Origin of the sequence: Sphingomonas sp. NIC1 (assembly GCF_001638925.1) — a bacterium.
Classification (GTDB): domain Bacteria; phylum Pseudomonadota; class Alphaproteobacteria; order Sphingomonadales; family Sphingomonadaceae; genus Sphingomonas; species Sphingomonas aquatilis.
The window spans coordinates 2,021,455-2,046,702 of record NZ_CP015521.1 but is presented as its reverse complement, the minus strand read 5'-3'; the positions used below and the strand labels follow the sequence as shown (position 1 = coordinate 2,046,702).

22 protein-coding genes are annotated in these 25,248 nt (G+C 65.6%); 5 read left to right on the top strand and 17 right to left on the bottom strand.

Annotation, left to right across the window (positions count from 1 at the left end; genetic code table 11):
- Positions 1 to 30 precede the first annotated feature (30 nt).
- Positions 31 to 2,289: a glycosyltransferase family 4 protein gene (locus A7E77_RS09785; protein ID WP_063687593.1), complete on the bottom strand. Its 2,259-nt coding sequence runs from the start codon at positions 2,287 to 2,289 to the stop codon at positions 31 to 33.
- 123 nt (positions 2,290 to 2,412) lie between these two features.
- Positions 2,413 to 2,859 carry a preQ(1) synthase gene (queF, locus tag A7E77_RS09780; protein WP_017977579.1) on the bottom strand — a complete coding sequence of 149 codons (447 nt, stop codon included), beginning with the start codon at positions 2,857 to 2,859 and terminating at the stop codon, positions 2,413 to 2,415.
- 29 nt (positions 2,860 to 2,888) lie between these two features.
- Between queF and A7E77_RS09775 the strand changes: the two genes are divergently transcribed.
- The 3 genes from A7E77_RS09775 (at position 2,889) to metC (ending at position 6,559) form a co-directional block, all read left to right on the top strand.
- Complete coding sequence (locus tag A7E77_RS09775) at positions 2,889 to 4,433, top strand: cryptochrome/photolyase family protein (RefSeq protein ID WP_063687591.1); 1,545 nt, start codon at positions 2,889 to 2,891, stop codon at positions 4,431 to 4,433.
- A 67-nt stretch (positions 4,434 to 4,500) separates the two neighbouring features.
- A complete protein-coding gene (sseA, locus tag A7E77_RS09770) occupies positions 4,501 to 5,355 on the top strand; it encodes a 3-mercaptopyruvate sulfurtransferase (RefSeq protein ID WP_063687589.1) in 855 nt (284 codons plus the stop codon).
- Positions 5,345 to 6,559, top strand: a complete 1,215-nt coding sequence (gene metC, locus A7E77_RS09765) for a cystathionine beta-lyase (RefSeq protein ID WP_063687587.1) — start codon at positions 5,345 to 5,347, stop codon at positions 6,557 to 6,559. The genes sseA and metC overlap by 11 nt, the downstream gene beginning before the upstream one ends.
- Positions 6,560 to 6,926: 367 nt before the next feature.
- On the opposite strand, the gene A7E77_RS09760 is transcribed toward metC, so the two are convergent.
- Genes A7E77_RS09760 through A7E77_RS09740 form a run of 5 tightly spaced genes read right to left on the bottom strand, consistent with a single transcriptional unit; the run spans position 6,927 to position 12,835 of the window.
- Positions 6,927 to 7,343 carry a DUF3035 domain-containing protein gene (locus A7E77_RS09760; protein ID WP_017977575.1) on the bottom strand — a complete coding sequence of 139 codons (417 nt, stop codon included), beginning with the start codon at positions 7,341 to 7,343 and terminating at the stop codon, positions 6,927 to 6,929.
- The gene (gene lspA / locus A7E77_RS09755) at positions 7,336 to 7,845 is read right to left on the bottom strand and encodes a signal peptidase II (RefSeq protein WP_063687585.1); all 510 of its coding nucleotides are present in this window, start codon (positions 7,843 to 7,845) and stop codon (positions 7,336 to 7,338) included. Before lspA ends, A7E77_RS09760 begins: the two co-directional genes overlap by 8 nt.
- Positions 7,838 to 10,627 carry an isoleucine--tRNA ligase gene (gene ileS / locus A7E77_RS09750; RefSeq protein ID WP_063687583.1) on the bottom strand — a complete coding sequence of 930 codons (2,790 nt, stop codon included), beginning with the start codon at positions 10,625 to 10,627 and terminating at the stop codon, positions 7,838 to 7,840. The genes lspA and ileS overlap by 8 nt, the downstream gene beginning before the upstream one ends.
- A 39-nt stretch (positions 10,628 to 10,666) precedes the next feature.
- Positions 10,667 to 11,605, bottom strand: a complete 939-nt coding sequence (locus A7E77_RS09745) for a bifunctional riboflavin kinase/FAD synthetase (RefSeq protein WP_063687581.1) — start codon at positions 11,603 to 11,605, stop codon at positions 10,667 to 10,669.
- A 12-nt stretch (positions 11,606 to 11,617) separates the two neighbouring features.
- Positions 11,618 to 12,835, bottom strand: a complete 1,218-nt coding sequence (locus A7E77_RS09740; protein WP_063687579.1) for a dipeptidase — start codon at positions 12,833 to 12,835, stop codon at positions 11,618 to 11,620.
- Positions 12,836 to 13,158: 323 nt separating this feature from the next.
- On the opposite strand from A7E77_RS09740, the gene A7E77_RS17950 reads away from it, so the two are divergent.
- Positions 13,159 to 13,404, top strand: a complete 246-nt coding sequence (locus A7E77_RS17950; protein ID WP_018250520.1) for an energy transducer TonB — start codon at positions 13,159 to 13,161, stop codon at positions 13,402 to 13,404.
- A gap of 15 nt (positions 13,405 to 13,419) precedes the next feature.
- Here A7E77_RS17950 and A7E77_RS17945 read toward each other — a convergent pair whose 3' ends face one another.
- The 5 genes from A7E77_RS17945 to A7E77_RS09715 form a co-directional block, all read right to left on the bottom strand.
- Positions 13,420 to 13,653 (bottom strand): hypothetical protein, encoded by a 234-nt coding sequence (locus A7E77_RS17945; protein ID WP_192930047.1) that lies wholly within the window; start codon positions 13,651 to 13,653, stop codon positions 13,420 to 13,422.
- Between the two features lie 93 nt (positions 13,654 to 13,746).
- Positions 13,747 to 15,573: a cobaltochelatase subunit CobT gene (gene cobT, locus A7E77_RS09730; protein ID WP_063687577.1), complete on the bottom strand. Its 1,827-nt coding sequence runs from the start codon at positions 15,571 to 15,573 to the stop codon at positions 13,747 to 13,749.
- An 8-nt stretch (positions 15,574 to 15,581) separates the two neighbouring features.
- Entirely contained in the window at positions 15,582 to 16,586 is a 1,005-nt protein-coding gene (gene cobS, locus A7E77_RS09725; RefSeq protein ID WP_017977566.1) for a cobaltochelatase subunit CobS, read from the bottom strand.
- Between the two features lie 124 nt (positions 16,587 to 16,710).
- Positions 16,711 to 17,190 carry a dihydrofolate reductase gene (locus A7E77_RS09720; RefSeq protein ID WP_063687575.1) on the bottom strand — a complete coding sequence of 160 codons (480 nt, stop codon included), beginning with the start codon at positions 17,188 to 17,190 and terminating at the stop codon, positions 16,711 to 16,713.
- On the bottom strand, positions 17,187 to 17,981 hold the full coding sequence (locus A7E77_RS09715; RefSeq protein WP_063687573.1) for a thymidylate synthase: 795 nt from the start codon (positions 17,979 to 17,981) through the stop codon (positions 17,187 to 17,189). Before A7E77_RS09715 ends, A7E77_RS09720 begins: the two co-directional genes overlap by 4 nt.
- A gap of 108 nt (positions 17,982 to 18,089) precedes the next feature.
- Between A7E77_RS09715 and A7E77_RS09710 the strand changes: the two genes are divergently transcribed.
- Positions 18,090 to 18,515, top strand: a complete 426-nt coding sequence (locus tag A7E77_RS09710) for a JAB domain-containing protein (RefSeq protein WP_226341708.1) — start codon at positions 18,090 to 18,092, stop codon at positions 18,513 to 18,515.
- Positions 18,516 to 18,765: 250 nt separating this feature from the next.
- On the opposite strand, the gene A7E77_RS18245 is transcribed toward A7E77_RS09710, so the two are convergent.
- The 5 genes from A7E77_RS18245 to A7E77_RS09695 form a co-directional block, all read right to left on the bottom strand.
- Positions 18,766 to 19,251 carry a hypothetical protein gene (locus A7E77_RS18245; protein ID WP_226341707.1) on the bottom strand — a complete coding sequence of 162 codons (486 nt, stop codon included), beginning with the start codon at positions 19,249 to 19,251 and terminating at the stop codon, positions 18,766 to 18,768.
- Positions 19,252 to 19,257: 6 nt separating this feature from the next.
- Positions 19,258 to 20,553 (bottom strand): DUF262 domain-containing protein, encoded by a 1,296-nt coding sequence (locus A7E77_RS17350; RefSeq protein ID WP_226341706.1) that lies wholly within the window; start codon positions 20,551 to 20,553, stop codon positions 19,258 to 19,260.
- Positions 20,554 to 20,686: 133 nt separating this feature from the next.
- Positions 20,687 to 21,418, bottom strand: coding sequence for a class I SAM-dependent methyltransferase (locus A7E77_RS09705; RefSeq protein WP_063687569.1), 732 nt, complete (start codon positions 21,416 to 21,418; stop codon positions 20,687 to 20,689).
- On the bottom strand, positions 21,415 to 22,542 hold the full coding sequence (gene prfB / locus A7E77_RS09700) for a peptide chain release factor 2 (protein ID WP_063687567.1): 1,128 nt from the start codon (positions 22,540 to 22,542) through the stop codon (positions 21,415 to 21,417). Before prfB ends, A7E77_RS09705 begins: the two co-directional genes overlap by 4 nt.
- A 114-nt stretch (positions 22,543 to 22,656) precedes the next feature.
- Complete coding sequence (locus tag A7E77_RS09695; RefSeq protein ID WP_063687565.1) at positions 22,657 to 25,179, bottom strand: penicillin-binding protein 1A; 2,523 nt, start codon at positions 25,177 to 25,179, stop codon at positions 22,657 to 22,659.
- Positions 25,180 to 25,248 lie beyond the last annotated feature (69 nt).

Below are 25,248 nucleotides of genomic sequence, written 5' to 3'. Positions count from 1 at the left end.
ATAGGAAATATAATGGTCAGGACAGCGAAATCAGCGCCTTACTTGGGAAATGTGGGTTGAAAGCCCCGAAATCGCACAACTTGCCAGCTGCAGCGCCAGGATCGACTCCGCGCCCTGATTGCGATTGAGCCCGGTCGGCATCAGGCCATCGAAACAGCCGCCGTCCGCCGCCGTCGCCAATGGCAGGTCGAGGTCGTTGTGGCCCAGATACCAGCCATACGCCCGCTCCGCCTCGGCAACCCAGCGCGCGTCGCCCGTGGCACGCCATGCGGCCAGACACGCATCGACCGTCGCCTGCGCCTCCAGCGGCTGCTGATCGAACTGCAACGGATCGGCATAGGGTCGATGGAAGCTCTCCGTGCCCACCGCGCGGAAGCGACCCTCCGGCGACGTCTGCTTGGCGACGATCCAGTCGAGCGTCTCCAGCCCGCAATCGATCAGGTCCTGTCGCCCCAGCGCCTGACCGGCAACGACCAGCGCCTGCGGCAGGCGCGCGTTGTCATAGGCCAGCACGATCTCGAACCAGCGCCATTCCGGTCGGCGCGCCGCCGCCAGCAGGGCAAGGTGATCGTCCGGGAAGCGTTGGAGGATCGATCGCGCAAGCTCATGCCCCGGCGACGTCTCCAGCATCGCTGCGGCACCCAGCATCGCGAACGATTGCGCGCGCAGCGACCCCAGCTCCAGCGCCAGACTGGCGGTGCGATCGAACATCGTCCGCGCCCAGTCGCGATGCTTGGCGTCCTTGCCGTCGCGCGCGGTGACGCCAAGCGCCCAGATCGCGCGGCCGTTCGAATCCTCAGACCCCACGTCTTCGCACCAGGTCCGGTCGAAGTTCATGAAGTTGCGGAACCGTCGCGCCTCCGGATTCCAGGCGTATTGAATGAACGAGGCATAGATCGTCGTCCATTTGTCCCGCGCGACGGGATCAAGGTCGTCCATCGCGCTCATCAGCATTAGCGCGCGGGCATTATCGTCGATGCAATAGCCGTGGCGGCGATCGGGCACCGAATAGATGGAATGCTGGAGCATGCCGGTCGCGTCACTCATTCGCTCGACCGCCGCGAAATTGGGCTCCAGCGCGCGCAGGCCATGCGGCGCCGACTGGGCGAGGCGGCGCGGGCGCGAGGCGACGGCGACCTCCAGCTCGTGCAGCGCCGATTCGGCGAGCCGGGGCCAGATCATCGTGCGGCCGCGATCGTAGGCACGCTGCGCCAGCCGCGTCCGGTCGCGCTTGCTCGACAGCAGGCGATCGATCTCGCGCGCGAACGCGGCGACGTCGCGGAAGTCGACCAGCACGCCATGGCCATCCGCCAGGATTTCGGTCGCGTGGACGTAGGGCGTCGAAACGACCGCCTTGCCGACGCCGACCGCGTACGACAACGTCCCGCTCGTGATCTGCGCGGGGTTGAGATAGGGCGTCGCATAGATGTCGGCGGCCTGCAGATAGTCGAGCAGTTCGTCATGCTCGACGAAACCGTCGATGAACGCGACATTGTCGCCGACGCCCAGCTTATCGGCGAGCGCCTTCAGCCGATCGCGATAGGCCTCGCCTTCATGCGCAACGAGATTGGGGTGAGTGGCGCCCAGCACCGCATAGAGCAGATTGGGATGCCGCTCCGCGATCGCGGGCAGTGCCTCGATGATCGTCTCGATGCCCTTGCCGGGCGCGAGCAGGCCGAAGGTCAGCACGACATCGCGTCCCTGCCAGCCGAAGCGCGGCTTCAGTGTCTCAGGATCGACGAACGCGCGGTCGGGCACGCCGTGCGGGATCATCGCGATCTGGCGCGGATTTGCGCCATAGACGCGGCGCAGGATGTCGCGACCCCGCTCGGCCATCACCACGATCTTGGCGGCGCGATGCAACAGACCTTCCAACACGCGACGCTCGTCGGCGTTCGGCTTTTCCAGGACCGTGTGCAGGGTTACGATGACCGGCAAAGTCGTGCGATCGAGCAGGCTGAGCAGATGCTCGCCGGCCGGCCCGCCGTAGATACCGTATTCGTGCTGGACCCAGATCGCCTGCGCGCCGCTCGCTTCGATCGTGCGCGCCGTCGACAGATAGGCGGACAGATCGTGCTGCGGGATCGTCCCCGTCACCGCCGGCGGATAGGCGTAACGGCCCGGATGATCGTCCATCGCATAAACGTCGACCTGCACATCGGGGAAGCGATCACGCATCGCCTGCCACACGTCGGTCGTGAACGTCGCCAGACCACATTGGCGCGGCAGGAAGTTCCCGATCAAGGCCAGATGCCGGATCGCGTCACCCTGTGCTGCCGTGGTCACCATACCTCATCCTTCGCTGGCGCAACATTACGGGCAGAGCCGTAACCTTGCCGAGGGATGAACAGCCGATCGGCCGAAAGGTTGCACTCATGTTGCAGTGCAACCTGGCAATGATGCTGATCTCGATCAACCTCGCCCGCGATAGGACGCAACGCCCTGATCGGGCAGCCACAGGTCGGCCGGCGGCGCGCTCGACTGCCAGAAAACGTCGATGGGAATGCCGCCGCGGGGATACCAATAGCCGCCGATCCGCAGCCATTGCGGCTTCATCTCGTCGAACAGCCGCTGCCCGATGCCGACGGTGCAATCCTCGTGAAAGGCCGCATGGTTGCGGAAGCTGCCGAGGAACAGCTTCAGCGACTTCGATTCGACGATCGTGTCGCCTGGCACATAGTCCAGCACGAGATGCGCGAAGTCGGGCTGCCCGGTCACCGGGCACAGCGACGTGAATTCGGGCACCGCAAACCGGACGAGATACGTGGTGCCGAGACGCGGATTGGGAACATAATCGAGCACCGCTTCTTCGGGAGAAGCGGGCAGCTGGCTGGTCTGGCCAAGATGCATCGGGGTCATGGCGGCCCATGTAGGAGACGCGAGGCCGGATGAAAACGCTTGTTCCCGTATTGGGCGACCAGTTGACGCCCACATTGTCTTCGCTGCGCGATGCCGACCCTGCCGATACGATCGTGCTGATGATGGAGGTCGGCGATGAGACGACCTATGTCCGCCATCACAAGCAAAAGATCGCCTATATCCTGTCCGCGATGCGCCACCACTCAAAGGCGCTCGAAAAGGCCGGATGGACCGTCGATTACGTCACGCTCGACGACCCCGACAATGCCGGCAGCTTCACCGGCGAAATCGCGCGCGCGGTGAAGCGGCACGCGCCCGAACGGATCGTCGTGACCGAGGCCGGCGAATGGCGCGTCGCGGCGATGCTGGAGAGTTGGGAAACGATCTTCGGCATCCCCGTCGAGATCCGCGCCGACGACCGCTTCGGCGCCACCCATGCCGAATTCGACGCCTGGGCGAGCGAACGCAAGCAGCTGACCATGGAGTTCTTCTATCGCGACATGCGTCGCAAGACCGGGCTGCTGATGGACGGCAAGAAACCCGTCGGTGACCGCTGGAACTTCGACAAGGAGAACCGCAAGCCCGCCAAGGCGGACCTGTTCATGCCGCAGCCGCATGTCTTCAAACCCGACGCGATCACCAAGGACGTGCTGGCGCTGGTGGCGGAGCGCTTTGCCGACCACCCCGGCACGCTCGACGGCTTCGCTTATGCCGTCACCGCCAAGGATGCCGAGAAACAGGCCGCCTATTTCTTGGCCAAGGCACTGCCGCAGTTCGGCGATTACGAGGACGCGATGCTGACCGGCGAGCGCTATCTGTGGCACTCGATCCTGTCGCCCTACATCAATTCGGGCCTGCTCGATCCACTCGACCTGTGCCGCCGCGCCGAAGCGGAATATCGCGCCGGCCGTGCGCCGCTCAACTCCGTCGAGGGCTATATCCGTCAGATCATCGGCTGGCGGGAATATATGCGCGGCATCTATTGGCGCGAGGGGCCCGACTATGTGACCCGCAATTTCCTGAACCATAAGCGCAAGCTGCCCGGCTGGTACTGGACCGGCGACACCGACATGCACTGTCTGAAGGAATCGATCGGCCAGACGCTGGAGACCGCGCACGCGCATCACATCCAGCGGCTGATGGTGACGGGCAATTTCGCGCTGTTGATCGGCGCCGATCCAGCCGAGGTGCATCGCTGGTATCTCGAAGTCTATGTCGATGCCTATGAGTGGGTCGAGCTGCCCAACACGCTCGGCATGAGCCAGTTCGGCGACGGTGGTCTGCTGGGATCGAAGCCGTACATCTCGTCGGGCGCCTATATCGACCGGATGAGCGATTATTGCGGGCAGTGCCGCTACGACGTGAAGAAGCGGGTGGGCGAGGATGCCTGCCCGTATAACGCCCTCTACTGGGATTTCTTGGCGCGGCACGAAGGCAAGCTTGGCAACAACCAACGGCTGCGCATGCCGTACGCGACATGGAAGAAGCAAAGCGCGCAATCTCGTAATGAAACACGCGCCCAAGCTAAAACTTTCTTACAGAGTCTCGACAGTGCAGGCGAATCCGGTTATTGAGACATCCGGGCACTCCTCCCCAGCGTAGCCCGAACGTGAACGTGCAAACGTGAATGGAGAGAGTGTGATGGACGCGTTGGTGACGACCGAATGGCTGGCCGCAGAGATGGGCGCAAGCGACCTGCGGATCGTCGATGCCACTTATGTGGACGCCGCGCTGGGTCGCGATGCGGCAGCGGAATATGAGGCTGCGCACATCCCCGGCGCCGTATTCATGAATCTCGGCGAGCTGCGCGATACAGACAGCAATCTGCCGATGATGCTGCCCTCCGCCGAAAAGTTCGCCAGCCGCATGCAGAGCCTGGGGCTGGGCGATGGCAGCCGCATCGTCCTCTACGATAATTCCCCCTGGCATACCGCAGCGCGCGCATGGTGGATGTTGCGCACGTTCGGCGCCCATGATGTCGCGATCCTCGACGGCGGCCTCGCCAAATGGCAGGCCGAGGGGCGTGAGACGGCGAGCGGCAAGGAACAGCTGCGCCACCGCCACTTCACCGTCTGGGCGGACAGGAAGAACGTGCGCGACCTCGACCAGATGAAGGCGAACGTCGACAGCCAGGCCGAACAAGTGCTCGACGCCCGATCAGCGGCGCGGTTCACCGGCGAGGAACCCGATCCACGCCCCGCGACGCACGCCGGCCATATCCCCGGATCGAAGAACCTGCCGTACACCGGCATCTTCAACGCCGATGGCACCTGGAAACAGGGTGACGCGCTGCGGGCCGCGTTCGAGGGTGCGGGCGTCGACCTGGACAAACCCATTACGCTGACCTGCGGTTCGGGCATCACCGCATCCACGCTAGCATTCGGTCTGCACTTGCTGGGCAAGGATTCGGCGCTGTACGACGGCAGCTGGTCGGAATGGGGAGCGGATCGCTCGACGCCCAAGGCCATGGGAGCCAAGGAAGCCGTTGACGCGTAACTCCGACGACGAAACCTCCCCGGAAGCTCGCCTGGGCGACGCCACGCGCGTCGTCCAGGCGGGCCGCCGCCCCGAATGGACCGCCGGGATCGTCAATCCGCCGGTCTGGCGCGCCTCGACCATCCTCTACGACACCATCGCCGATCTGCGCGCCAACGGGCATGGCGACACGCACCACCGCCTCTATTACGGCCGCCGCGGTACGCCGACGCAGTGGAGCCTCGCCGATGCACTGACGAGCCTCGAGCCGGGGGCGGAGGCGACGTTCCTCTACCCTTCGGGCGTCGCGGCGATCGCCGCGGCGTTGCTGTCCGTCCTGTCGCCGGGCGACGAACTGCTACTGGTCGACAGCGCCTATGACCCGACGCGGGGACAGGCGATGCAGCTGTTGAAGCGGTTCGGCGTCACCACCCGCTTCTACGATCCGCTGATCGGCGCGGGGATCGAACAGCTGATCGGCCCCGCCACCAAGGCGATCTTCCTCGAAAGCCCGGGCAGCCTGACCTTCGAGGTGCAGGACCTGCCCGCGATCGTCGCCGTCGCCAAGCGCCACGGGCTGACCACCATGCTCGACAACACCTGGGCGACGCCGCTGTTCTTCCCGGCGATCGAGAAGGGCATCGACCTCACCATCCTCGCCGCGACGAAATACGTCGTCGGGCATAGCGACGTCATGCTGGGGTCGGTGACCGCCGCGCCCGGCCATTATACGGCGCTGCGCGACGTCAGTTATCAATTGGGGCAGGTGACGTCGCCCGACGATGCCTGGCTCGGCAGCCGCGGCCTGCGCACCATGGCGGTCCGGCTCGCCCAGCACCAGAAGAGCGCGCTAGCCATCGCGCAATGGCTGTCGACCCGGCCAGAGGTTGCGCAGGTGCTCCACCCTGCCCTGCCCTCCTGCCCCGGCCACGACTATTGGGTGCGCGACTTCAAGGGATCGAGCGGGCTGTTTTCCTTCGTGCTCAACGGCGGCAACGAGGCGGCGCGGGCCGCGCTGATCGACGCGCTCGACCATTTCGGCATCGGCTATAGCTGGGGCGGGTTCGAAAGCCTCGCCATTCCCGCCGACCCGGCGCGCATTCGCACCGCGGCGCCGCAAGACTATGCCGGGCCGCTGGTCCGCCTGCAGATCGGGCTGGAAGACCCGGACGATTTGATCGCCGACCTCGACCGGGGGCTCGCCGCGTTTCGGACGCGTGCCTGACCGGGCGAGCGCTGCTGCCTTCACGGCGGCACCAGAGACACCATGAACGTCTTAACGGAAACGTCCGGGGTCCATCGTTTCCATGTCAAAGGGCGGACCGGTTCGTCGGTCCGCACCACGGCGGAGTGACGTCCGGCCGAACCTGAGCCGTCATCGCGAACGTAGCGCGGCGATCCAGGGCGTCCTGGTCCGGCTCTGGATGGCTTCGCTGCGCTTGCCATGACGGACTGATCTGAAGCCGTCCCGCTCCATAGCGGAATGGCCAGATGTAGGACGGCGTCGGCGACTCCGGCCGCCCTTCAAACGACTTACCCGACCGTCGATCCTATCGACGGTCGGGCAGCGTGTCCCGGACTCGGGGAAAACCTTACTTCTTGGTCGCCGCCGCACGCGCGTCCTGACCGTCGCCTTCGGGGGCGGCCACGATGTCGCGCGTCGTCGCGCCCTTGTCGACGACGTTGGTCTGCGGATCGCCGACCTCGGAACGAATGCCGGCATCCGCCGCGTCGCCGCCGGCCTGGTTGACGACGCCATTCTCCGCGGCGCTGCGGGCCGTGTTGCCGCCGAACAGCGCGTCGAGCGTCTGCGCGGTCGCCTGATTGTCCTGCGGGCGGGCGGCGCCCGGCTGCGGCGGGACCAGCGCGAAATCGGGCGGGATCACCAGCGGCGCCTGGCGCGCGACGGCGAATTCGTCGGGACGCGCACGGTCGTAGCCGCGCTTGCCGCAGCCCGAGAGGAGAACGACGCAGGCGAGGCCGGCGAGAATCGGAACTGACTTACGCATGGGGATTCTCCGAGGGAATGTCGCGCTTGTCGCGCATCAGGAGCGCGCGGACAAGCAGCACCAGCACGCCGAGGGTGATCGCGGCATCCGCGACGTTGAAGACGAGGAACGGGCGCCAATCGCCGAAGTGCAGATCGGCGAAGTCGACGACGTAACCGAAGCGCACGCGGTCGACGATATTGCCCAGCGCGCCGCCCAGGATCGCGCCCAGTGCGACGCGGTCGGGCCGCGCCGGCTCGCGCGTCATCCAGATCGCCACGGCGACGGCAATCGCACCGGTCATCGCGACGAGAGCCCAGCGCATCGTGTTGGTGTCGGCGTGGAGCAACCCCAGCGAAATGCCGTGATTGGCGACGAACCGCAGGTTGAAGAACGGCGTGACGTAGCGTTCGGCGGTCAGATCGTTGAGCCGCAAGACGTCGGTGATCGCAAACTTCGACGCCTGATCAGCGACGAAGAGCAGCGCGGCGGTGACCAGGCCGGAGACGGGCAGGTTACGCATGACCGACGACGCTCTCGCACCGCGCGCACAGGTCACCATCCACCGCGACCTCGGGCAGGTGGCGCCAGCAGCGGCCGCATTTGTGATAGTCGGTGCGCGTCACGGTCACCTCGTCGCCCTCACTCACCCGCGCGACGATGAACGTCTCGGCGAGCGCCGCCGCGTCGAGCGGCATCTCGGGCACGGTCACTTCGGCTTCCAGGCTAGACTTCACCTTCTTTTCGCGGCGCAGCGGCTCGATCGCTTCGGTGACGCTCGCACGCAAGGAGCGGACGTCGGCCCAGTCGGTGCCGAGCGGCTCGTCACCCGGCAGCGCGGGCAGCTCGGGCCATTCGAGGAAATGCACCGACCCGTCCTCGCTCGGGAAGCGCGCCTGCCACACTTCTTCTGCGGTGAAGCACAGGATCGGCGCGGCATAGCGGACGAGCGCGTGGAACAGCACGTCCAATACGGTGCGATAGGCACGGCGCTTGGGGTCGGTCGCCGCATCGCAATAGAGCGAATCCTTGCGGATATCGAAGAAGAAGGCCGACAGGTCCTCGTTCGCGAAATCGGTCAGGCGGCGCAGGTAGCGGTTGAGCTCATACGCCTCCGCCGCCTCGCGCAGGTCCATGTCGAGCTGGCCGAGCAAGGTGAGGACGTAGCGTTCCAGCTCCGGCATCGCCTCGACCGGCACACGCTCCGCCTCGGTGAAGCCATCGAGCGCGCCGAGCAGGTAGCGGAAGGTGTTGCGCAGCTTGCGATAGCCGTCGCTGGCGGTGCCGAGCACTTCCTTGCCGATGCGCACGTCGTCGAAATAATCGGTCGAGGCGACCCACATGCGCAGGATGTCCGCGCCGCTTTCGCCGATCACCTTCAGCGGGTCGACGACGTTGCCGAGGCTCTTCGACATCTTGCGCCCCTGCCCGTCGAGCGCGAAGCCATGGGTCAGCACCGCGTCATAGGGCGCACGGCCGCGCGTTCCGCAGCTTTCCAGCAGCGACGACTGGAACCAGCCGCGATGCTGGTCGCTGCCTTCGAGGTACAGGTTCGCGCGCACGTCGGCGCCGTAGCGCGCCTCGACGGTGAAGACGTGCGTCGAGCCGCTGTCGAACCACACGTCGAGGATGTCGTTCTGCGGTTCGAAGTCGGCGAGGTCGTAATCGGCACCGAGCAGCGTCTGGTGGTCTGCGGTGAACCACGCATCCGCACCGCCATCGCGGAAGGCGGCGACGATGCGCGCATTGACCGCGGGATCGTTGAGATAGTCGCCGGTCGCGCGGTTGACGTAGAGCGCGATCGGCACGCCCCAGGCGCGCTGGCGGCTGATCACCCAATCCGGGCGCCCCTCCACCATCGACCGGATGCGGTTGCGGCTGCGTTCGGGCACCCAGCGCGTATGCTCGATCGCATCGAGCGCGGTCTCGCGCAGCGTCGCGCCGTTGCTGGCGCGGCCCTCGCCGTCGTTCAGGATCGCGCGGTCCATCGGGATGAACCATTGCGGCGTCGCGCGGAAGATCACCTTAGCCTTCGACCGCCACGAATGCGGGTAGCTGTGCGCGAAATCGTCGCTCGCCGACAGCAGGGCACCCGCCGCACGCAGGTCCGAACAGATCGGGCCTTCGGCGCTGGTGAACTTCTTGTTGATGACGCTGCCCTGCCCGCCGAGCCATGCCCAGTCCGGCCGGTACATGCCCGCGCCATCCACCGCGAAGACGGGGTCGATGCCATGCGCCTTGCACAGCAGGAAGTCGTCCTCGCCATGATCGGGCGCCATGTGGACGAGGCCGGTGCCGGCATCGCGCGTCACGAACTCGCCCGCCAGGAACGGCCGCGGCTTGGCGAAGAAGCCGCCGAGGCCATGCATCGGATGCTTCGCCGTCGCGCCTTCCAGCACCGCGCCCTTCACCAGCGCGATGAACTCTTCCATCTTCAGGCCAGTGCGCTTCATGAACGCACCCATCAGGTTTTCCTCGACGAGGAACCGCCGGCCGCCGCAGCCGAAGAGGATGTAATCGAGCGCCGGATTATAGGCGAGCGCCTGGTTGACGGGAATCGTCCACGGCGTCGTCGTCCAGATGACCGCGGTCACGCCGACCAGGATGTCGGCTTCGGGCGCATGGTCGATCTCGAACCCGACGTCGATCTGGGTCGAGACGATGTCCTCATATTCGACTTCGGCTTCGGCCAGCGCGGTCTTTTCGACCGGCGACCACATGACGGGCTTGGCGCCGCGGTACAGCTGGCCGCTTTCGGCGAATTTCAGCAGCTCGCCGACGATCGTCGCCTCGGCGTCGTAATTCATCGTGAGATAGGGGTCGGCCCAGTCGCCCATCACGCCAAGGCGCTGGAACTGGTCGCGCTGCACGCCCACCCATTGATCGGCATAGGCGCGGCATTCGGCGCGGAACTGCGCGACCGGCACCTCGTCCTTATTCTGCTTCTTGGCGCGATACGCCTCTTCGACCTTCCATTCGATCGGCAGGCCGTGGCAGTCCCAGCCGGGCACATAGGGGGCATCCTTGCCCATCAGCGACTGGCTGCGGACGATGATGTCCTTCAGCACCTTGTTCATCGCGTGGCCCATGTGGATGTCGCCGTTGGCATAGGGCGGACCGTCGTGAAGAACGAACAAATCCCGGCCCCTACGCTGTTCGCGCAGGCGATCGTACACGCCGATCCGCGCCCAGCGTTCCAGGATCGCGGGCTCCTTCGCGGCGAGGCCCGCCTTCATCGGAAAGTCGGTCTTCGGCAGGAAGACGGTGTCGCGCCAATCTTTGGCAGTGTCGGGCGTGTCGCTCATAGGTCGTTACGGCTTAGCGGCAAGGTGTGAACGTGTCATTCACAATGCTCGGGCCCCAGCGGAGAGCCGCGCCCGCGCCTCGGCACAATCCGCCTCCATCTGGGCGGTGAGCGCGTCGAGGCTGTCGAACTTCGCTTCGGGCCGGATATAGTCGATCAGCGCGACCTCGATGGTCTGACCGTACAGGTCGCCGGAAAAGTCGAAGAAATAGGGTTCGAGCAATTCCTTGGGCGGATCGAAGGTCGGGCGGATGCCGAGATTGGCGGCGCCCTGCACGCGGCGCCCGTCGGGCAATCGCGCGGTGACGGCATAGATGCCGTAGGCGGGGCGGAGATATTTGCCCATGTCGAGATTGGCAGTGGGATAGCCGATCGTCCGGCCGAGCTTGTCGCCGTGCTGCACGGTGCCTTCGATCGCGAACGGGCGGGTGAGCAGGCGTGCGGCGCCGCGCGGATCGCCGGCGCGCAGCAACGCGCGGATGCGGCTGGACGACACCGTCTCCCCGTCCAGCGTGACCGCGCCGACCGTTTCCGCGGTAAAGCCGTGCACCGTGCCGAGCGCCGCCAGCATCGCGACGTCGCCGCGCTTGCCCTGGCCGAAGGTGAAATCCTCGCCGGTGACGACGCCCGCCACCTGCAACCGCGCCGCCAGCCGCTCGGCAAAGGCCTCTGCTGACAAGGCCGCCAGGGCCGCGTCGAAGGCGAAGACGACCATCGCATCCACCCCCGCCGCGGCGAACAGGCGTTCGCGCTGGTCGAGCGTGGTCAGGCGAAAGGGCGGCGTGTCGGGGCGGAAGTGGCGGACGGGGTGCGGATCGAAGGTCGCGACCAGCGCCGGCCGCCCCTCGGCCCGGGCCCGCGCGACCGCCCGCCCGACCACCGCCTGGTGCCCGAGGTGAAAGCCATCGAAATTGCCGAGCGCGACGATCCCCCCGGCCAGATGCGGCGGCACCGTCGAGCCGCCGTCCAGCCGCTCCATGTCATGCGCGCCCTAGGACCGTGGCGCCCCCGGAGCAAGAGCGGGCGCAAGACCGTTTCGCAGGAGCCGCAGCACGTTGCCTCCCATCACCTTGGCGATCTCATCCGGTGTGAAGCCGCGATCGAGCAGCGCCTGCGTGATCCCGACGAGCTGGCTGGTATCGAACCCGGTCGTCACTGCGCCATCGAAATCGGAGCCGAGGCCGACGTGGTCGACGCCGACGAGGTCGCGGACATGCGCGATGGCGCGGGCGACGGCGGCGGGATCGGTCGCGCAGACCGCCGCGTCCCAATAGCCGATGCCGACGACCCCGCCGGTCGCGGCGATGCCCTTGATCTCCGCGTCGGTCAAATTGCGGTTGACGCGGCAAGTCGCCTGCACGCCGCCATGGCTGGAGGCGACGGGGCGCCTGGCGACGCGCAGGATGTCGGCGACCGCGGCGTGGCTGGCATGCGCGACGTCGACGATCATGCCCTTCGCTTCCATTGCCGCAATCACCTGTCGGCCGAACGGCGTCAGGCCGCCCTTGGCGATGCCGTGCATCGATCCCGCGACGTCATTGTCGAAGAAATGCGCCATCCCCGCCATGCGGAAGCCCGCCGCGTACAGGCGATCGAGATTGTCGAGCCGCCCTTCGAGGTCCTGCAACCCCTCGATCGACAGCATCGCCCCGACCGGCGCGGCGGTGAGGCAATGGTCGCCATAGCATTGCGTCCACGCCTTGCGATCGGCGAGCAGGCGATCGACGTCGGCGGGCGCGCGCACCAGGCGCAGTTGTCCCCCCGATGCCGCAGCGGCGCGGTCCAGCTTTTCCGCATGCCATAGCGAGCGTTGCAGCAGCGACCCCCAGGTGCGCGGCGGCTGCATCTGCGCGATCGTGAGCAAGGTGATGTTGTCGGTGTCGGCGCCGTTGGCGTCGTAATTCTGGTGCTTGGGCGTCTTGGTGACCGACGAGAACACCTGGAGCGCGACATTGCCCGCCTGCAACCGCGGCAGGTCGACCTGACCGCGCGAGGCGCGATCGAGCAGGTCGCGGCGCCACAGCAACGTATCGGCATGCATGTCCGCGATGGCGAGCGTACGGTGCAGCGCGCGGGCCTGCGGTGTGACGCGGATCGGCACGGGTATGACGCGGTTCATCGATCGGTCGATCAATACCGGCGCGATGCCGAAAAAGCCGGCGAGTGCCAGTGCGAGGATCACACCGCCGCCGATCAGCCATTTGCGCATGCCGCCGTCTCCCGCGGGGATCGTCCGCCCCCTGGAGCCGATTATGGGCAATCGCCGGAGCATGAGCCACCCGAAATCGCACCGCGCCGATGGCGTCCCCATCCTCCAAACCGTCAGCCAATCGTAAGCCGGAGTGGCTACGGCTTGGGCGCCGTCGGCGGTACGCGTGCGTCCCCATCCGCCGCACCAGACGAGGATCGACCATGCGTTACCGGATAGTGCCTGCCGCCCTGATCGCCGTCGCCTGCGCCCAACCGGCCCTTGCCCGCCACCACGCCCGCCCACCACAGCCGGCAGAAGACCCGGCATCGTGGGTTGGCGCCATGGACTATCCCCCCGCCGCGATGCGCATGGGCGAGCAAGGCGATGTCGCCGTAACACTCGCCGTCGACGCGCAGGGCCGCGTCACCGGCTGCCGAATCGACCAGAGCAGCGGCTTCCCCGACCTCGACACCGGCACCTGCCAGCGCCTGTCCCGCCGCGCACACTTCCAGCCCGCAACGGACGCGCAGGGCCAGCCGACGGCCGGCGTTTACGCCCGCTCCGTCCACTGGCGCTTGCCGGGCTGACCGTCCGTCATACCGTTAGTGCCGAAGCAACGTCCCGGACCACAGCAGCACACCCACCGGAAACGTCAGACAGGCGACGGCGGATGCGGTTCGCCGCCAGTCCGGGGCGACCACGCTCGACAACGCGAGGACGCCGCCCGTCGCGACGAGCAGCGGTGCCGAGAAATACAGCACGGCCATCGCATAGGGAAAGCTGTGGGTCGTCGCGTCGGGTGCATCGAAGGCGAACAGGCCGACGAACGCGATCATCAGCGACGGCACAGCCGCCAAGCCCGCAGGATCACCAGCGCGGCTGCGACGCCGCGCTCGATCCAAGGCCGGAATGCCCTCCCCCGGCCATCCTCACGGCGTATCGAAGAGCGCCGCAAGCTGTTCGATGATCGTGCCGCCCAGCTGTTCGGCATCCATGATCGTGACGGCGCGTGCGTAATAGCGCGTGACGTCGTGCCCGATGCCGATGGCGACGAGTTCGACCGGACTCTTGCCCTCGATCCAGCCGATGACCTGGCGGAGGTGCCGTTCGAGGTAGCTGCCCGAATTGACCGAGAGCGTCGAATCATCGACCGGCGCGCCGTCGCTGATGACCATCAGAATGCGGCGATCCTCGGGCCGCGCGATCAGGCGGTTGTGCGCCCACAGCAGCGCCTCGCCGTCGATATTTTCCTTGAGCAGCCCCTCGCGCATCATCAGGCCGAGGTTGTTGCGCGCGCGCCGCCACGGCTCGTCGGCCTTTTTGTAGACGATGTGGCGGATGTCGTTGAGGCGGCCCGGCTGCGGCGGGCGCCCGGCGGCAAGCCACGTCTCGCGGCTCTGCCCGCCCTTCCAGGCGCGGGTGGTGAAGCCCAAGATCTCGGTCTTCACGCCGCAGCGCTCCAGCGTGCGGGCGAGGATGTCCGCACTGATCGCAGCGATGCCGATCGGGCGGCCGCGCATCGAGCCCGAATTGTCGATAAGCAGGGTGACGACGGTGTCGCGGAAGTCGGTCTCGCGCTCGATCTTGTAGCTCAGCGATTGCGTCGGGTTCACGACGACGCGGGCGAGCCGCGCGGCATCGAGCATCCCTTCGTCCTGGTCGAAGTCCCAGCTGCGCGATTGCTGCGCCATCAGCCGGCGCTGCAACCGGTTGGCGAGCTTCGACACCGCCGATTGCAGATGCGCCAGTTGCTGGTCGAGATAACCGCGCAGCCGCGCCAGTTCGTCCGCGTCGCACAGATCGGTTGCCGCGATGACTTCGTCGAACTGCGTCGTCCACGGCTTGTAATCGAACTGCGGCATATAGTCGCCGCTAGGCCGGTTGGGGCGGACGGGCTGCGTGCCGTCGTCACCATCCTCGCCCGCCTCGCCGTCGAGGTCGTCCATCGAGTCCTCGCCGAACTCTTCGCCCTCGCTATCGTCGCTGTCCGACTGCTGCTGTTCGCCGCGCGCGTCGACCTGGCCTTCGCCCTGGCCGGCGTCTTCGTCCTCGCTGTCCTCACCCTCGTCCTGCTGCTGGTCGTCGGTGCCCTCGTCCTCCGACCCGCCGTCGTCCGCTTCCTCGGGTTTCACCTCGCCCTCGATCAGCTCCAGCTCGGCGAGCATCTTCATCGCGAGGGACTGGAAGGCGCGCTGGTCATCAAGCGCGAGCGCGAGGCCGGACAGATCGGTGCGCTGCTCGATCCAGTCGCGCACCAGCGCCAGGCCGGGCGCGGCGGCGGCGGGTGCCTGCTGGCCGGTCAGCGCCTCGCGCACCATCAGCGACAGCGCGGTCGACAGCGGCACCTCTTCGCGCGTGCGGGCGCGGGTAATGGGATCGGCGCGCAGCCGCACGTCGAGCGCATGGCCCAGATTGTCGGCGATGCCCGCATAGCCGCGGCTGCCCAGCGCCTCGACGCGCGCACCCTCGACCGCGTCGAACACCGCCCGCGCCACCGCCTCGGCGGGGGCATGGCGCAGGTGCATCGCGCTGTCGTGGTGCTTCAGCCGCAGCGCGAACCCGTCGGCGAAGCCACGCGCCTCCGCCACCTGCTCCGCCGGCAGCGCGCGCGCGGGCATCGGAATCTTGATATGTTTGCCCGATTGTGACGGCGCATCCGCGGTAAAAGCGAGTTCTACCTCCGGCTCCTCCGCGATCGCCCGCGCCGTGCCGGACAGGACCGCCTTGAACTGGTCGAGAGGGGTTTCGTTCGACACGCCGGCCGTCAAGCCTTCCCCACCACGCTCTCCGGCAGGTCCTTGCCGAAGACGCGCTGGTAATATTCCGCCACCAGCGGCCGTTCGTTCTCGTCGCACTTGTTGAGGAACGACAGGCGGAACGCGAAGCCGACGTCGCCGAAGATCAGCGTGTTCTGCGCCCAGGTGATGACGGTGCGCGGGCTCATGACGGTCGAGATGTCGCCGTTGATGAAGCCCTTGCGCGTCATGTCGGCGACGCGGACCATGTTATCCACCTGCTTCTTGCCTTCGGGCTTGTCGTATTCGCCCGACTTGGCGAGCACGATCTGCGCCTCGGTCGCGGCAGGCAGATAGTTGAGCGTGACGACGATGTTCCAGCGGTCCATCTGGCCCTGGTTGATCTGCTGCGTGCCATGATACAGGCCGCTCGTGTCGCCGAGGCCGACCGTATTGGCGGTCGCGAACAGGCGGAACCATTTGTTCGGGCGGATGACGCGATTCTGGTCGAGCAGCGTCAGCTTGCCTTCGGTTTCCAGCACGCGCTGGATGACGAACATCACGTCGGGGCGGCCGGCGTCATATTCGTCGAACACCAATGCGGTCGGCGTCTGCAGCGCCCAAGGGAGCAGGCCTTCGCGGAATTCGGTGATCTGCTGGCCGTCCTTCAGCACGATCGCGTCGCGACCGATCAGGTCGATGCGGCTGATATGCGCGTCGAGGTTGATGCGGATGCACGGCCAGTTGAGGCGCGCCGCGACCTGTTCGATGTGGCTCGATTTGCCGGTACCGTGATAGCCCTGCACCATCACGCGGCGGTTGTGGGCGAAGCCCGCCAGCACCGCCAGCGTCGTGTCGGGATCGAAGACATAGGCGGGGTCGAGATCGGGGACGCGCTCGTCCGCCTCGCTGAACGCCGGCACTTCCATGTCGCTGTCGATGCCGAACAGGTCGCGGACGCCGACCATCTTGTCGGGGGCGTCGAGGATCGTGGTTTCGCGGCTGTCAGGCTGGGTGTTGGGAATGTCGGTCATCGGGTCGGGGCACCGTTTTCGAAGCGAGGCAAGAGGCAGCCACTCCCAACGCACGAAGCGCGTGAATGACCCACCGGCTACCAGTGGAAACGGATCGCCGCCGCGTCAAGCGATGGCGGTGCCTTCAGTGCGCCGCGTCGGGGCGGACGAGCGTCACGAAGCTGTACGCGGGGCGGTCGCCCTCGGCGGGGTGATCCTCGCGGACCACCTCTCGCCAGCCGACGAACGGGGGGACGGTGGCGTCGCCGGTGTAGTCGCCGTGGACTTCGGTGAGTTCGATGCGGTCGGCCTGGGGGAGAAACAGCGCGAAGACCTCTGCGCCGCCGATCATCGCGACGTCCTCGCCCGCCAGTGCCAGTGCGGCGGCGGGGGTGTGCGCCACTTCGGCGCCCTCGGCGGTCCAGGCGGGGTCGCGGGTCAGGACGATGTGGCGGCGGCCCGGCAAGGGCGACGGGAAGCTTTCGAACGTCTTGCGCCCCATCACCATCGCGCGGCCCATCGTCTGCGCCTTGAAGCGCTTCAGATCGGCGGGCAGCCGCCAGGGAAGCTGCCCGTCGCGGCCGATGACGCCGTTGTCGGCGCGCGCGAGGTGGAAGGTGATCATACGGAGACGGCCGCCTTGATATGCGGTTGCGCCGCGTAATCGTGCAGCACGAAGTCTTCGTATAAATATTGGTCGATCGCGGGGGGCGTGCGGCGGATTTCGAGGCGGGGCAGCGGGCCGGGCTGGCGGGTCAGCTGCAGGCGCGCCTGGTCGAGGTGGTTGGTGTAGAGGTGGCAATCGCCGCCGGTCCAGATGAACTCGCCGACCTCCAGCCCGCATTGCTGCGCGAGCATGTGGGTGAGCAGCGCATAGCTGGCGATGTTGAACGGCACGCCGAGGAAGATGTCGGCGGAGCGCTGATAGAGTTGCAGCGACAGCCGGCCGTTGGCGACATGCGTCTGGAACAGGCAATGGCACGGCGCGAGCGCCATGGCGTGCAGCTCGCCCGGATTCCACGCCGAGACGATCTGGCGGCGCGAGGCAGGCTGCGTCTTGATCTGCTGGATCAGCTCGGCGATCTGATCGATGTGGCGACCGTCGCCCGCTTCCCAATCGCGCCACTGCTTGCCGTAGACGGGGCCGAGCTCGCCCGCCTCGTCCGCCCATTCGTCCCAGATGCTCACCCGCTGGTCCTGCAACCAGCGCACGTTGGTGTCGCCGCGCAGGAACCACAGCAGTTCGATGATGATCGAGCGCAGGTGCAGCTTCTTGGTGGTGAGCACGGGGAAGCCCTGGCGCAGATCGAAGCGCATCTGCGCGCCGAAGACGGAGAGCGTGCCGGTGCCGGTCCGGTCCATCTGCTCGGCACCGCTGGTGAGCACGCGGTCCATGAGGTCGAGATATTGGCGCATCCCCGCTGGGTAGCGGAGGCGGGTGCGAGTCGCCACCCCGGCGGGACTTGCTCCGAAACGGATGCGCGGGACGCTGCACGGCATGGCGCGGCGTGACAGGACATAAGCGTGACGACGACGCCCCCCTTCCCGGTCATGGCCCCCGTGCCCGCCGCGGCCCGCGCCCCGGTGGTGACCGGCGTCGCGGCGGCGGCGCGGCTGTTCGCCGGGCTGGCGGAGGGCGCGGTGGAGGGCGCGGCGGTGCTGTATCTCGATCCGAAACGGAGGCTTCTGGGCCGCATCGATGTCGGCGGCGGGCGGGCGTCGGTCGCGCTGTCGCTGCGCATGGTGATCGCGGGCGCGCTGACGCATGACGCCGCCGCGCTGATCCTGGGCCACGGCCACCCGAGCGGCGACGCCACCCCCAGCCCCGCCGACCTCGCCTACACCCGCGCCCTTGCCCGTGTGTGCGCGGCGGTGGAGGTGGAGTTGCTCGACCATCTGATCCTGGCGGGCGACCGCATCACCAGCCTGCGCGCGCTCGGGATGGTGTGAGTCGGCCGCGGATTCGGACGCGGCGGGCCCGTACCGCGGGTTCCAAAGTGGACGATGTGGACGATACGTAACGTGCGGGATCGGGGACCCGCATTTTCGAACCGGAAACTGGAAGGGGGCGGCGGGGCAAAGCGCTCGCGGCATAAGGCGTATGTGGGGTGGGTGGGGTGGAATTGGAAGGGGCGGGATCGCTCTACTGCGCTCCCGCCCCAGACCTTTATCTCATGGCAGCCGTAGAATGAACAAAGGGCTATCCGGCTGCATATCGAGAAAATAGGTTTGGAAATTCTGCAGCTTGAACCTCATGCAATTGGGCACCACGCCGCTCGTAATAAGTGTTCCCATAAAGGCTTGGATTCTCTTGGCCACAGACCTCAAAAACGTAAACCGTTTTGTCATAGTAACGCACAGGTTTTATGTGAGACGTGATATAAGACCGCAGGGGTTCCGATATTGAGCTTGCGGTGACACGATCGACAATCATCTGAAAAAACTGATCTTGATTCTTTTTAAGGGCCAATGCCTCATGCTCGACTCCAACAACGTAAAAGTTGTCAAACGGACGGGCTTTAGCCCCGAATATGGCCTCGACCCTAGCCGCAGTTCCTGCGCCCTCGGCTACGCCGACTAAAACATAACCCTTATGCCCGCGGCCAATGTTCGATATTGCTACGCATGTCTTCATAATCTTCTCAAAAGAAGAAACGTCAAATGTGGGCGTAGCATCCAGAGCCATTAAACCTTACTTGAAATCATATGCGGCCTGCTCAGTGTACGACTGCCGCAATAGATTTTGAAACTGGTTTATCCAATGTATTTGCGCAGGATCGGTGGTATTTGATGGCGCAAAGGCTTTTTGGATCATACCAACTACCGAAGAAATTGCTTTCTCACGATTGTCGGCACCCCACCTACCGCCCTCCTGAACAACTACTTGTTCGCCACATCCGACCAGAGCTTTAACCAACATATCTCGGTCGCTGACATCAAGATTTTTCTCAATGATGAGATGATGGAAAGCTAGAAACACCAATTGAAAATACCGTGGAGATGCAGATTGCGGTTTATCAAAAATTAGCTGGGTAAACGTTTTTTGCGCGTACTCCAAAGTAATATTAATCTGATCAAGAACACGCTGGAAATCGATAACAACAAGGCTTTGACTGCGAGCACTTACCGCATTTTCTATAGCTGCATACCTCTCAGCCCCTGCACCCTCCAAATCCATTCCAAAGTAATCGTCTAGATGCTCCATCCTCGAAGCGACAGGCTCCGGACTTACCATGTAAGCTATCAGATCGGCGACAAGTTCCTCATCTCGGCTTTGACGCACCATATCTCGCGAAAGTATTCCTTGAGACACCCAAAAAACGGACTCAATATCAATTCCGTATTCGAGATCTTTGTTAGTTATACTTATCGCCTGCATATCGTTTAGTTTTAAAACGTCGGACGCTGAGTCATCGCCGCGAACTTTCGCTGATACCCTGCGAACAGCGGTGGCAAATTCACCGGCGGAGCCAGCAGAACGCAGCTCCTGACGAGACAGTTGCCGTCCGCCCGAATTAATCCGACGAAAGACGGTATCGACAGCGCCCTCATCGGTAAATTCATAAATCGAAAGCGGCAGAGGATATGATGCAATTCGAACGCAATCCGACCGCTTCATCACGGGCTGACGTTGAATTAAATCACCCCTGTCGAGCAAATCCTTAGTTACTGCTATAGTGTTCAAATCAAAAAACATGCCGTTCACTGGGTACTTATTTCCAATGAAAGACACGATCGCATCGAGGCGTTGCATACCGTCAATAATTTCTAAGGAGCCTCCTTCCTTCTGAGTACTTTCAGCAAGAAGAATGATCGGGACTGGATAACCCCTTACAACGGAATCTATGAATTTCTGCTTCTCGTCTAACGTCAAAATCAGTTTACGCTGATAACGCCTATTCACGACATAACGGCGGGCGGCATAATTTCCGTAGACCCGCTCTACTGGTTCGCCCTTTACATTAACCTCTGGCGCCGCGCTGGCCATACTCTCGCCTTTCAAATCAATTTTGAGGGAGTATAGAGCGCGCAACGCTTGGATCAATTAGTTTAGATCCAACGACAACCATCTTCACGAGTTCTTAGTGATCGAGGTGATTGGTCAGGAACGGCCGTCCATATCAATCCCGCATCACGCACGGCTTGATCGCTTCCGGCTCCGGCCGGGGGCCGACCGCCTTGAACGTCGCCATATAGCCGCCGGCGGACGGCATGTCGGTCATCGCGACCTGGCGGTAGCCGACCGCCTCGAACTCGCATTTCAGCAGCGCGGGCGGCGTGCCGTGGTTCTTGGTCTGGCGGTTGGCGTCGACGACGACGACCAGGCCTTCGGGCTTCAATGATGGCCGCAGGCGCCAGAGGAATTCGTAGGGTTGTTCGATCTCGTGGTACATGTGGACCATGAGGACGCGGTCGAAGCTGGCCGGGGGCAGCTTGGGGTCGGCGGGGGTGCCGAGGCGGACGGCGACGTTTTCGAGGTCTTCGCGGGCGACGCGTTCCGCCAGCGCATCGCGGACGCTGGCGACGATATCCTCGGCCAGCACGCGGCCGTGTTCGCCGACGCGCTGCGCGAGGCGGATGGTGTAATAGCCCTCCCCTGCGCCGATGTCGGCGACGGTCATGCCCTTGGCGATGCCGGCCTTGTCCATCACCTCCGACGCTTCGTTGAGGCGATCGCGCGCCTCTTCGTTCGACCAGCGGGCCGAGACGATATGCGCGACGGGGCGGTCGGCGACCGGGAACTGGCTGGGCGCGTCGTCGCGCTTCAGCAGCGGCTTGGACCCGTCGCACGCGGACGCGACGAGGCACAGCCCCGTGGCGGCGGCGATGGCGCGGGCCCGAGGCCGGATCAATCCACGTCCTCCACGTCGACCTTCTCACCCGTCACGCGCTGCGACAGCGCGGCGGCCATGAACGGATCGAGCGCGCCGTCGAGCACGTCGCCGGGCGCGGTGGAGGTGGTGCCGGTGCGCAGGTCCTTCACCAGCTGATACGGCTGGAGCACGTAGCTGCGAATCTGATGGCCCCAGCCGATGTCGGTCTTGGTGGCGTTTTCGGCATTGGCAGCCTGTTCGCGCTTTTGGAGTTCCAGTTCGTACAGGCGCGCGCGCAGCTGGTTATACGCCTCTGCCTTGTTCTTGTGCTGCGAGCGCTGGTTCTGGCACTGCACGACGATGCCGGTCGGGATGTGCGTGATGCGCACCGCCGAATCGGTGGTGTTGATGTGCTGGCCACCGGCGCCCGACGCGCGATAGGTGTCGATGCGCAGGTCGCTTTCGTTGTAGTCGACGACGATATTGTCGTCGATCACCGGATAAACCCAGACGCTGGAGAAGCTGGTGTGGCGGCGTGCGGCGCTGTCGTACGGGCTGATGCGGACGAGGCGGTGGACGCCGCTTTCGGTCTTGGCATAGCCATAAGCGTTCTCGCCCTTCACCAGCAGCGTCGCGGACTTGATGCCCGCCGCCTCGCCGGCGTGATAGTCGATCAGCTCGACCTTCATACCGCGGCGTTCGGCCCAGCGCGTGTACATGCGCTGGAGCATGCCCGCCCAGTCCTGGCTCTCGGTGCCGCCGGCGCCCGAGTTGATCTCGATATAGGTGTCGTTGGCGTCGGCCTCGCCCGCCAGCAGCGCCTGGATCTTGTCGTGGTCGGCGCGTTCCGCCAGCGCAGCGAGCGCCTCGACGCCCTCCTGCTCCATCGCGGTGTCGCCCTCGGCCTCGGCCATTTCGATCAGTTCGACGGTGTCGTCCATCTCGGACTGGATGGCGCGGGTGGCGGTGATCGCCTCGTCCAGGCGGCGGCGTTCGCGCATCACCTCCTGCGCGGCCTTGGGGTCGTTCCACAGCGCCTGGTCCTCGACGCGCGCGTTCAGCTCGTCGAGGCGGCGCAGCGCGCGGTCCCAATCGAGGAACCGGCGCAGCAGCGCCAGCGCGTCATTGATACGGTCGACGTGGGACTGCGCTTCGGCGCGCATGAAACTTCTCCAAAACCAAACGTCATGCCAGCGAAGGCTGACATCTCATGCGGCAAAGATGGTGCCCCACGAGGAAGATCCCAGCCTGCGCCGGGGTGACGAACAGAATGTTCGCTAGTAGATTCCGCCTTCCCTTTGCAAGAAATCGCTGTCGCGCTGCGTGTTGGTGGCGCGTTGCGGGGCGGCGGCGGTGGCGGTCGCGGCGGGGGTGGGCCCGCGATGGATCGCGCGGCGCGGCTCGCTCTGCGGCTTGAACGCTTCCCAGATCACCGCCGCCTTGGGATCGGTGTCGGTCGGGAAGGTGCCGTAGACCGGGCGGCCGGTGGCGCGATCGATGCGGACCATGCGGATGCCGGCGGGGGCGCGGAAGGGGATCTTGTCGAGCCCCTCATAGGCCTTGACCGCGAATTCCTTGAAGATCGGCGCGGCGAAGGTGCCGCCCTGCGCATAGCCGCCGAGGTTCGAGGGCGTGTCGTAGCCGACGTAGAGGCCGCCGATGAACTGCGGCGTGCCGCCGACGAACCAGACGTCGGTCGGCCCGGTCGTCGTGCCGGTCTTGCCCATCATCGGCCGGTCGAGGTCGCGCAGCACGACGGCGGTGCCGCGCTGGATGACGCCTTCGGTGATGTGGACCATCTGATAGGCGGTGAGCGGATCGATCGCCTGGCGCGTGCGGTCGCCGGGGCGCGGCATCGGCTTGCCATTATAGTCGGGCGCGTTGCAGCCGTCGCACCCGCGCCAGTTTTCCGGCCAGATGACCTTGCCGTGGCGGTCCTGCACGAAGTCGATCAGCGTGGGTGCATGCGCGCGGCCCTGGTTGATGAGCGTCGCATAGGCATTGACCATGCGGCTGACGGTGGTGACACCCGCGCCCAGCGCATTGGCGAGATAGGGCTGGTAATCACCGACGCCCATCCGCTTCATCACGTCGACGACGCGCGGCATGCCGGTGGTCGCGGCGGCGCGGACGGTCATCAGGTTGCGCGACTGTTCGATGCCCCAGCGCATCGTGTGCGGCCCCGCCCCGCGCGAATTGCCGAAGTTGCGGAAGCACTTCTGGCCCAGCCGCGCGCCCTGGTAGACGCAGAACGGGCCGTCGACGATGATGCTGGCGGGCGTCATGCCGTTTTCCAGCGCGGCGGAATAGACGATCGGCTTGATGGTCGATCCGGGCTGGCGCATCGCCTGCGTCGCGCGGTTGAACGCCTGCAAGCGGCTGTCGAACCCGCCCTGCATCGCGAGCACGCGGCCGGTCTGCGGCTCTTCGACGACGAAGCCGCCGCTGATCTTCGGCACCGAGCGGATGGCGTAGCTGCCGCCCTGCGGCGCGACGGCGATGATGTCGCCGGCCTTCAGCGCGGCGAAGGCGGTGCCGCCCTTGCCCCGGACGGGCATCTGCGCCGCGCCGCGCGGCAGCGTGCCGGTCTTCCCGTCCGCGAAGCCGATCTGCCACGCATCGCCCTCGCGCGCGATCACGATGGCCGCGCGCCAGTCCTTATAGTCGAGGCCGATGTTGGTGTTGAGCAACGGCTGCAACCAGCCGTCCGCATCGTCGAGGTCGACGTGGCGCAACGGGCCGGACCAGCCGCGCCCCGAATCGTAGCGCAGCAGGCCGTCGCGCAGCGCCTGCGCGGCGAGGTCCTGTAGCCGCGTGTCGAGGCTGGTGCGCACCCACAGGCCGCCGGCGTAGACGCTGAACGGGCCGTCGCGCTCGGTCTCGCCGAACTTGTCGATCAGCTGGCGGCGGACCTCCTCGACGAAATAGCCGCCGACGCGTTCGTATTTCGGCGTGCGGCGCAGGATGGTGCCGAGCGGTTCGGACACCGCCTGATCGTGCTGGGCCTGCGTGATGAAGCCGTTCTTCAGCATCTCGCCCAGCACGTAATTGCGGCGGGCGAGCGCGCGATCGGCGTGGCGGACGGGATCGTAGTTCGACGGCCCCTTGGGCAGGATCGCGAGATAGGCGAGCTGCGCGAGATCAAGCTCGTTCAGCTCCTTGTCGAAATAGGCATGGCTCGCCGCCTCGACGCCAAAGGCGTTTCGGCCAAGCGCGATCTGGTTGAGGTACAGCTCCAGGATCTGCGGCTTGGTGAGCGTGTCCTCGATCTTATAGGCGAGGATCGCTTCCTTGAACTTGCGCGTCGGCGAATATTCGTTGCCGATCAGCAGGTTCTTGGCGACCTGTTGCGTGATGGTCGATCCGCCCTTGGCACGGCGGCCGGTGCCGAACTTGCGCACGTAATCGATCACCGCGCCGCCGAGGCCCGGATAGTCGACGCCGTGATGTTCGAAGAAGGTCTTGTCCTCCGCCGCCAGGAAGGCGCGGACGAGCAGCGGCGGATATTCGGCGTAGCTCAACTCGACGCGGCGTTCGCGGGCGTAGGACTGGATCGGCGCGCCGTCGGCGCCGCGCACGTTGGTGGGCAATGGCGGTTCGTAGCTGCGCAGCTGGTCGACCGAGGGCAATTGCCGCAGCACCGTCACCCACAGCACACCGTATCCGGCGACCGCCAGCACGGCGAGGATGGCAAGCCCCTTCACCCAACAGCGCCCCCAGGAGCGGCTGACGAGGCCACGCACGCCGCCGGCGTCGCGGAAGGCGGTGAATCGGCTGGTGCGGGGGGGATCGGACGCCATAGACTGGAGCGCGCATCTACACGGCTTTGGCCGCGCTTGCCAGCCTGTGGGCGGGTGGACTGGTGCGAA

What these genes read in the sequence shown, in the direction of transcription:
- lspA (WP_063687585.1), bottom strand. Translation starts at nt 7,845, where the DNA reads ATGCGTAACCTGCCCGTCTCCGGCCTGGTCACCGCCGCGCTGCTCTTC.
- cobS (WP_017977566.1), bottom strand. Translation starts at nt 16,586, where the DNA reads ATGACCGACATTCCCAACACCCAGCCTGACAGCCGCGAAACCACGATC.
- A7E77_RS17950 (WP_018250520.1), top strand. Translation starts at nt 13,159, where the DNA reads ATGGACTATCCCCCCGCCGCGATGCGCATGGGCGAGCAAGGCGATGTC.
- A7E77_RS09695 (WP_063687565.1), bottom strand. Translation starts at nt 25,179, where the DNA reads ATGGCGTCCGATCCCCCCCGCACCAGCCGATTCACCGCCTTCCGCGAC.
- ileS (WP_063687583.1), bottom strand. Translation starts at nt 10,627, where the DNA reads ATGAGCGACACGCCCGACACTGCCAAAGATTGGCGCGACACCGTCTTC.
- A7E77_RS09715 (WP_063687573.1), bottom strand. Translation starts at nt 17,981, where the DNA reads ATGCGCCAATATCTCGACCTCATGGACCGCGTGCTCACCAGCGGTGCC.
- A7E77_RS17945 (WP_192930047.1), bottom strand. Translation starts at nt 13,653, where the DNA reads ATGATCGCGTTCGTCGGCCTGTTCGCCTTCGATGCACCCGACGCGACG.
- A7E77_RS09775 (WP_063687591.1), top strand. Translation starts at nt 2,889, where the DNA reads ATGAAAACGCTTGTTCCCGTATTGGGCGACCAGTTGACGCCCACATTG.
- queF (WP_017977579.1), bottom strand. Translation starts at nt 2,859, where the DNA reads ATGACCCCGATGCATCTTGGCCAGACCAGCCAGCTGCCCGCTTCTCCC.
- sseA (WP_063687589.1), top strand. Translation starts at nt 4,501, where the DNA reads ATGGACGCGTTGGTGACGACCGAATGGCTGGCCGCAGAGATGGGCGCA.
- prfB (WP_063687567.1), bottom strand. Translation starts at nt 22,542, where the DNA reads ATGCGCGCCGAAGCGCAGTCCCACGTCGACCGTATCAATGACGCGCTG.
- A7E77_RS09740 (WP_063687579.1), bottom strand. Translation starts at nt 12,835, where the DNA reads ATGCGCAAATGGCTGATCGGCGGCGGTGTGATCCTCGCACTGGCACTC.
- A7E77_RS09760 (WP_017977575.1), bottom strand. Translation starts at nt 7,343, where the DNA reads ATGCGTAAGTCAGTTCCGATTCTCGCCGGCCTCGCCTGCGTCGTTCTC.
- A7E77_RS09785 (WP_063687593.1), bottom strand. Translation starts at nt 2,289, where the DNA reads ATGGTGACCACGGCAGCACAGGGTGACGCGATCCGGCATCTGGCCTTG.
- A7E77_RS09720 (WP_063687575.1), bottom strand. Translation starts at nt 17,190, where the DNA reads ATGATCACCTTCCACCTCGCGCGCGCCGACAACGGCGTCATCGGCCGC.
- A7E77_RS17350 (WP_226341706.1), bottom strand. Translation starts at nt 20,553, where the DNA reads ATGGCCAGCGCGGCGCCAGAGGTTAATGTAAAGGGCGAACCAGTAGAG.
- A7E77_RS09745 (WP_063687581.1), bottom strand. Translation starts at nt 11,605, where the DNA reads ATGGAGCGGCTGGACGGCGGCTCGACGGTGCCGCCGCATCTGGCCGGG.
- A7E77_RS18245 (WP_226341707.1), bottom strand. Translation starts at nt 19,251, where the DNA reads ATGGCTCTGGATGCTACGCCCACATTTGACGTTTCTTCTTTTGAGAAG.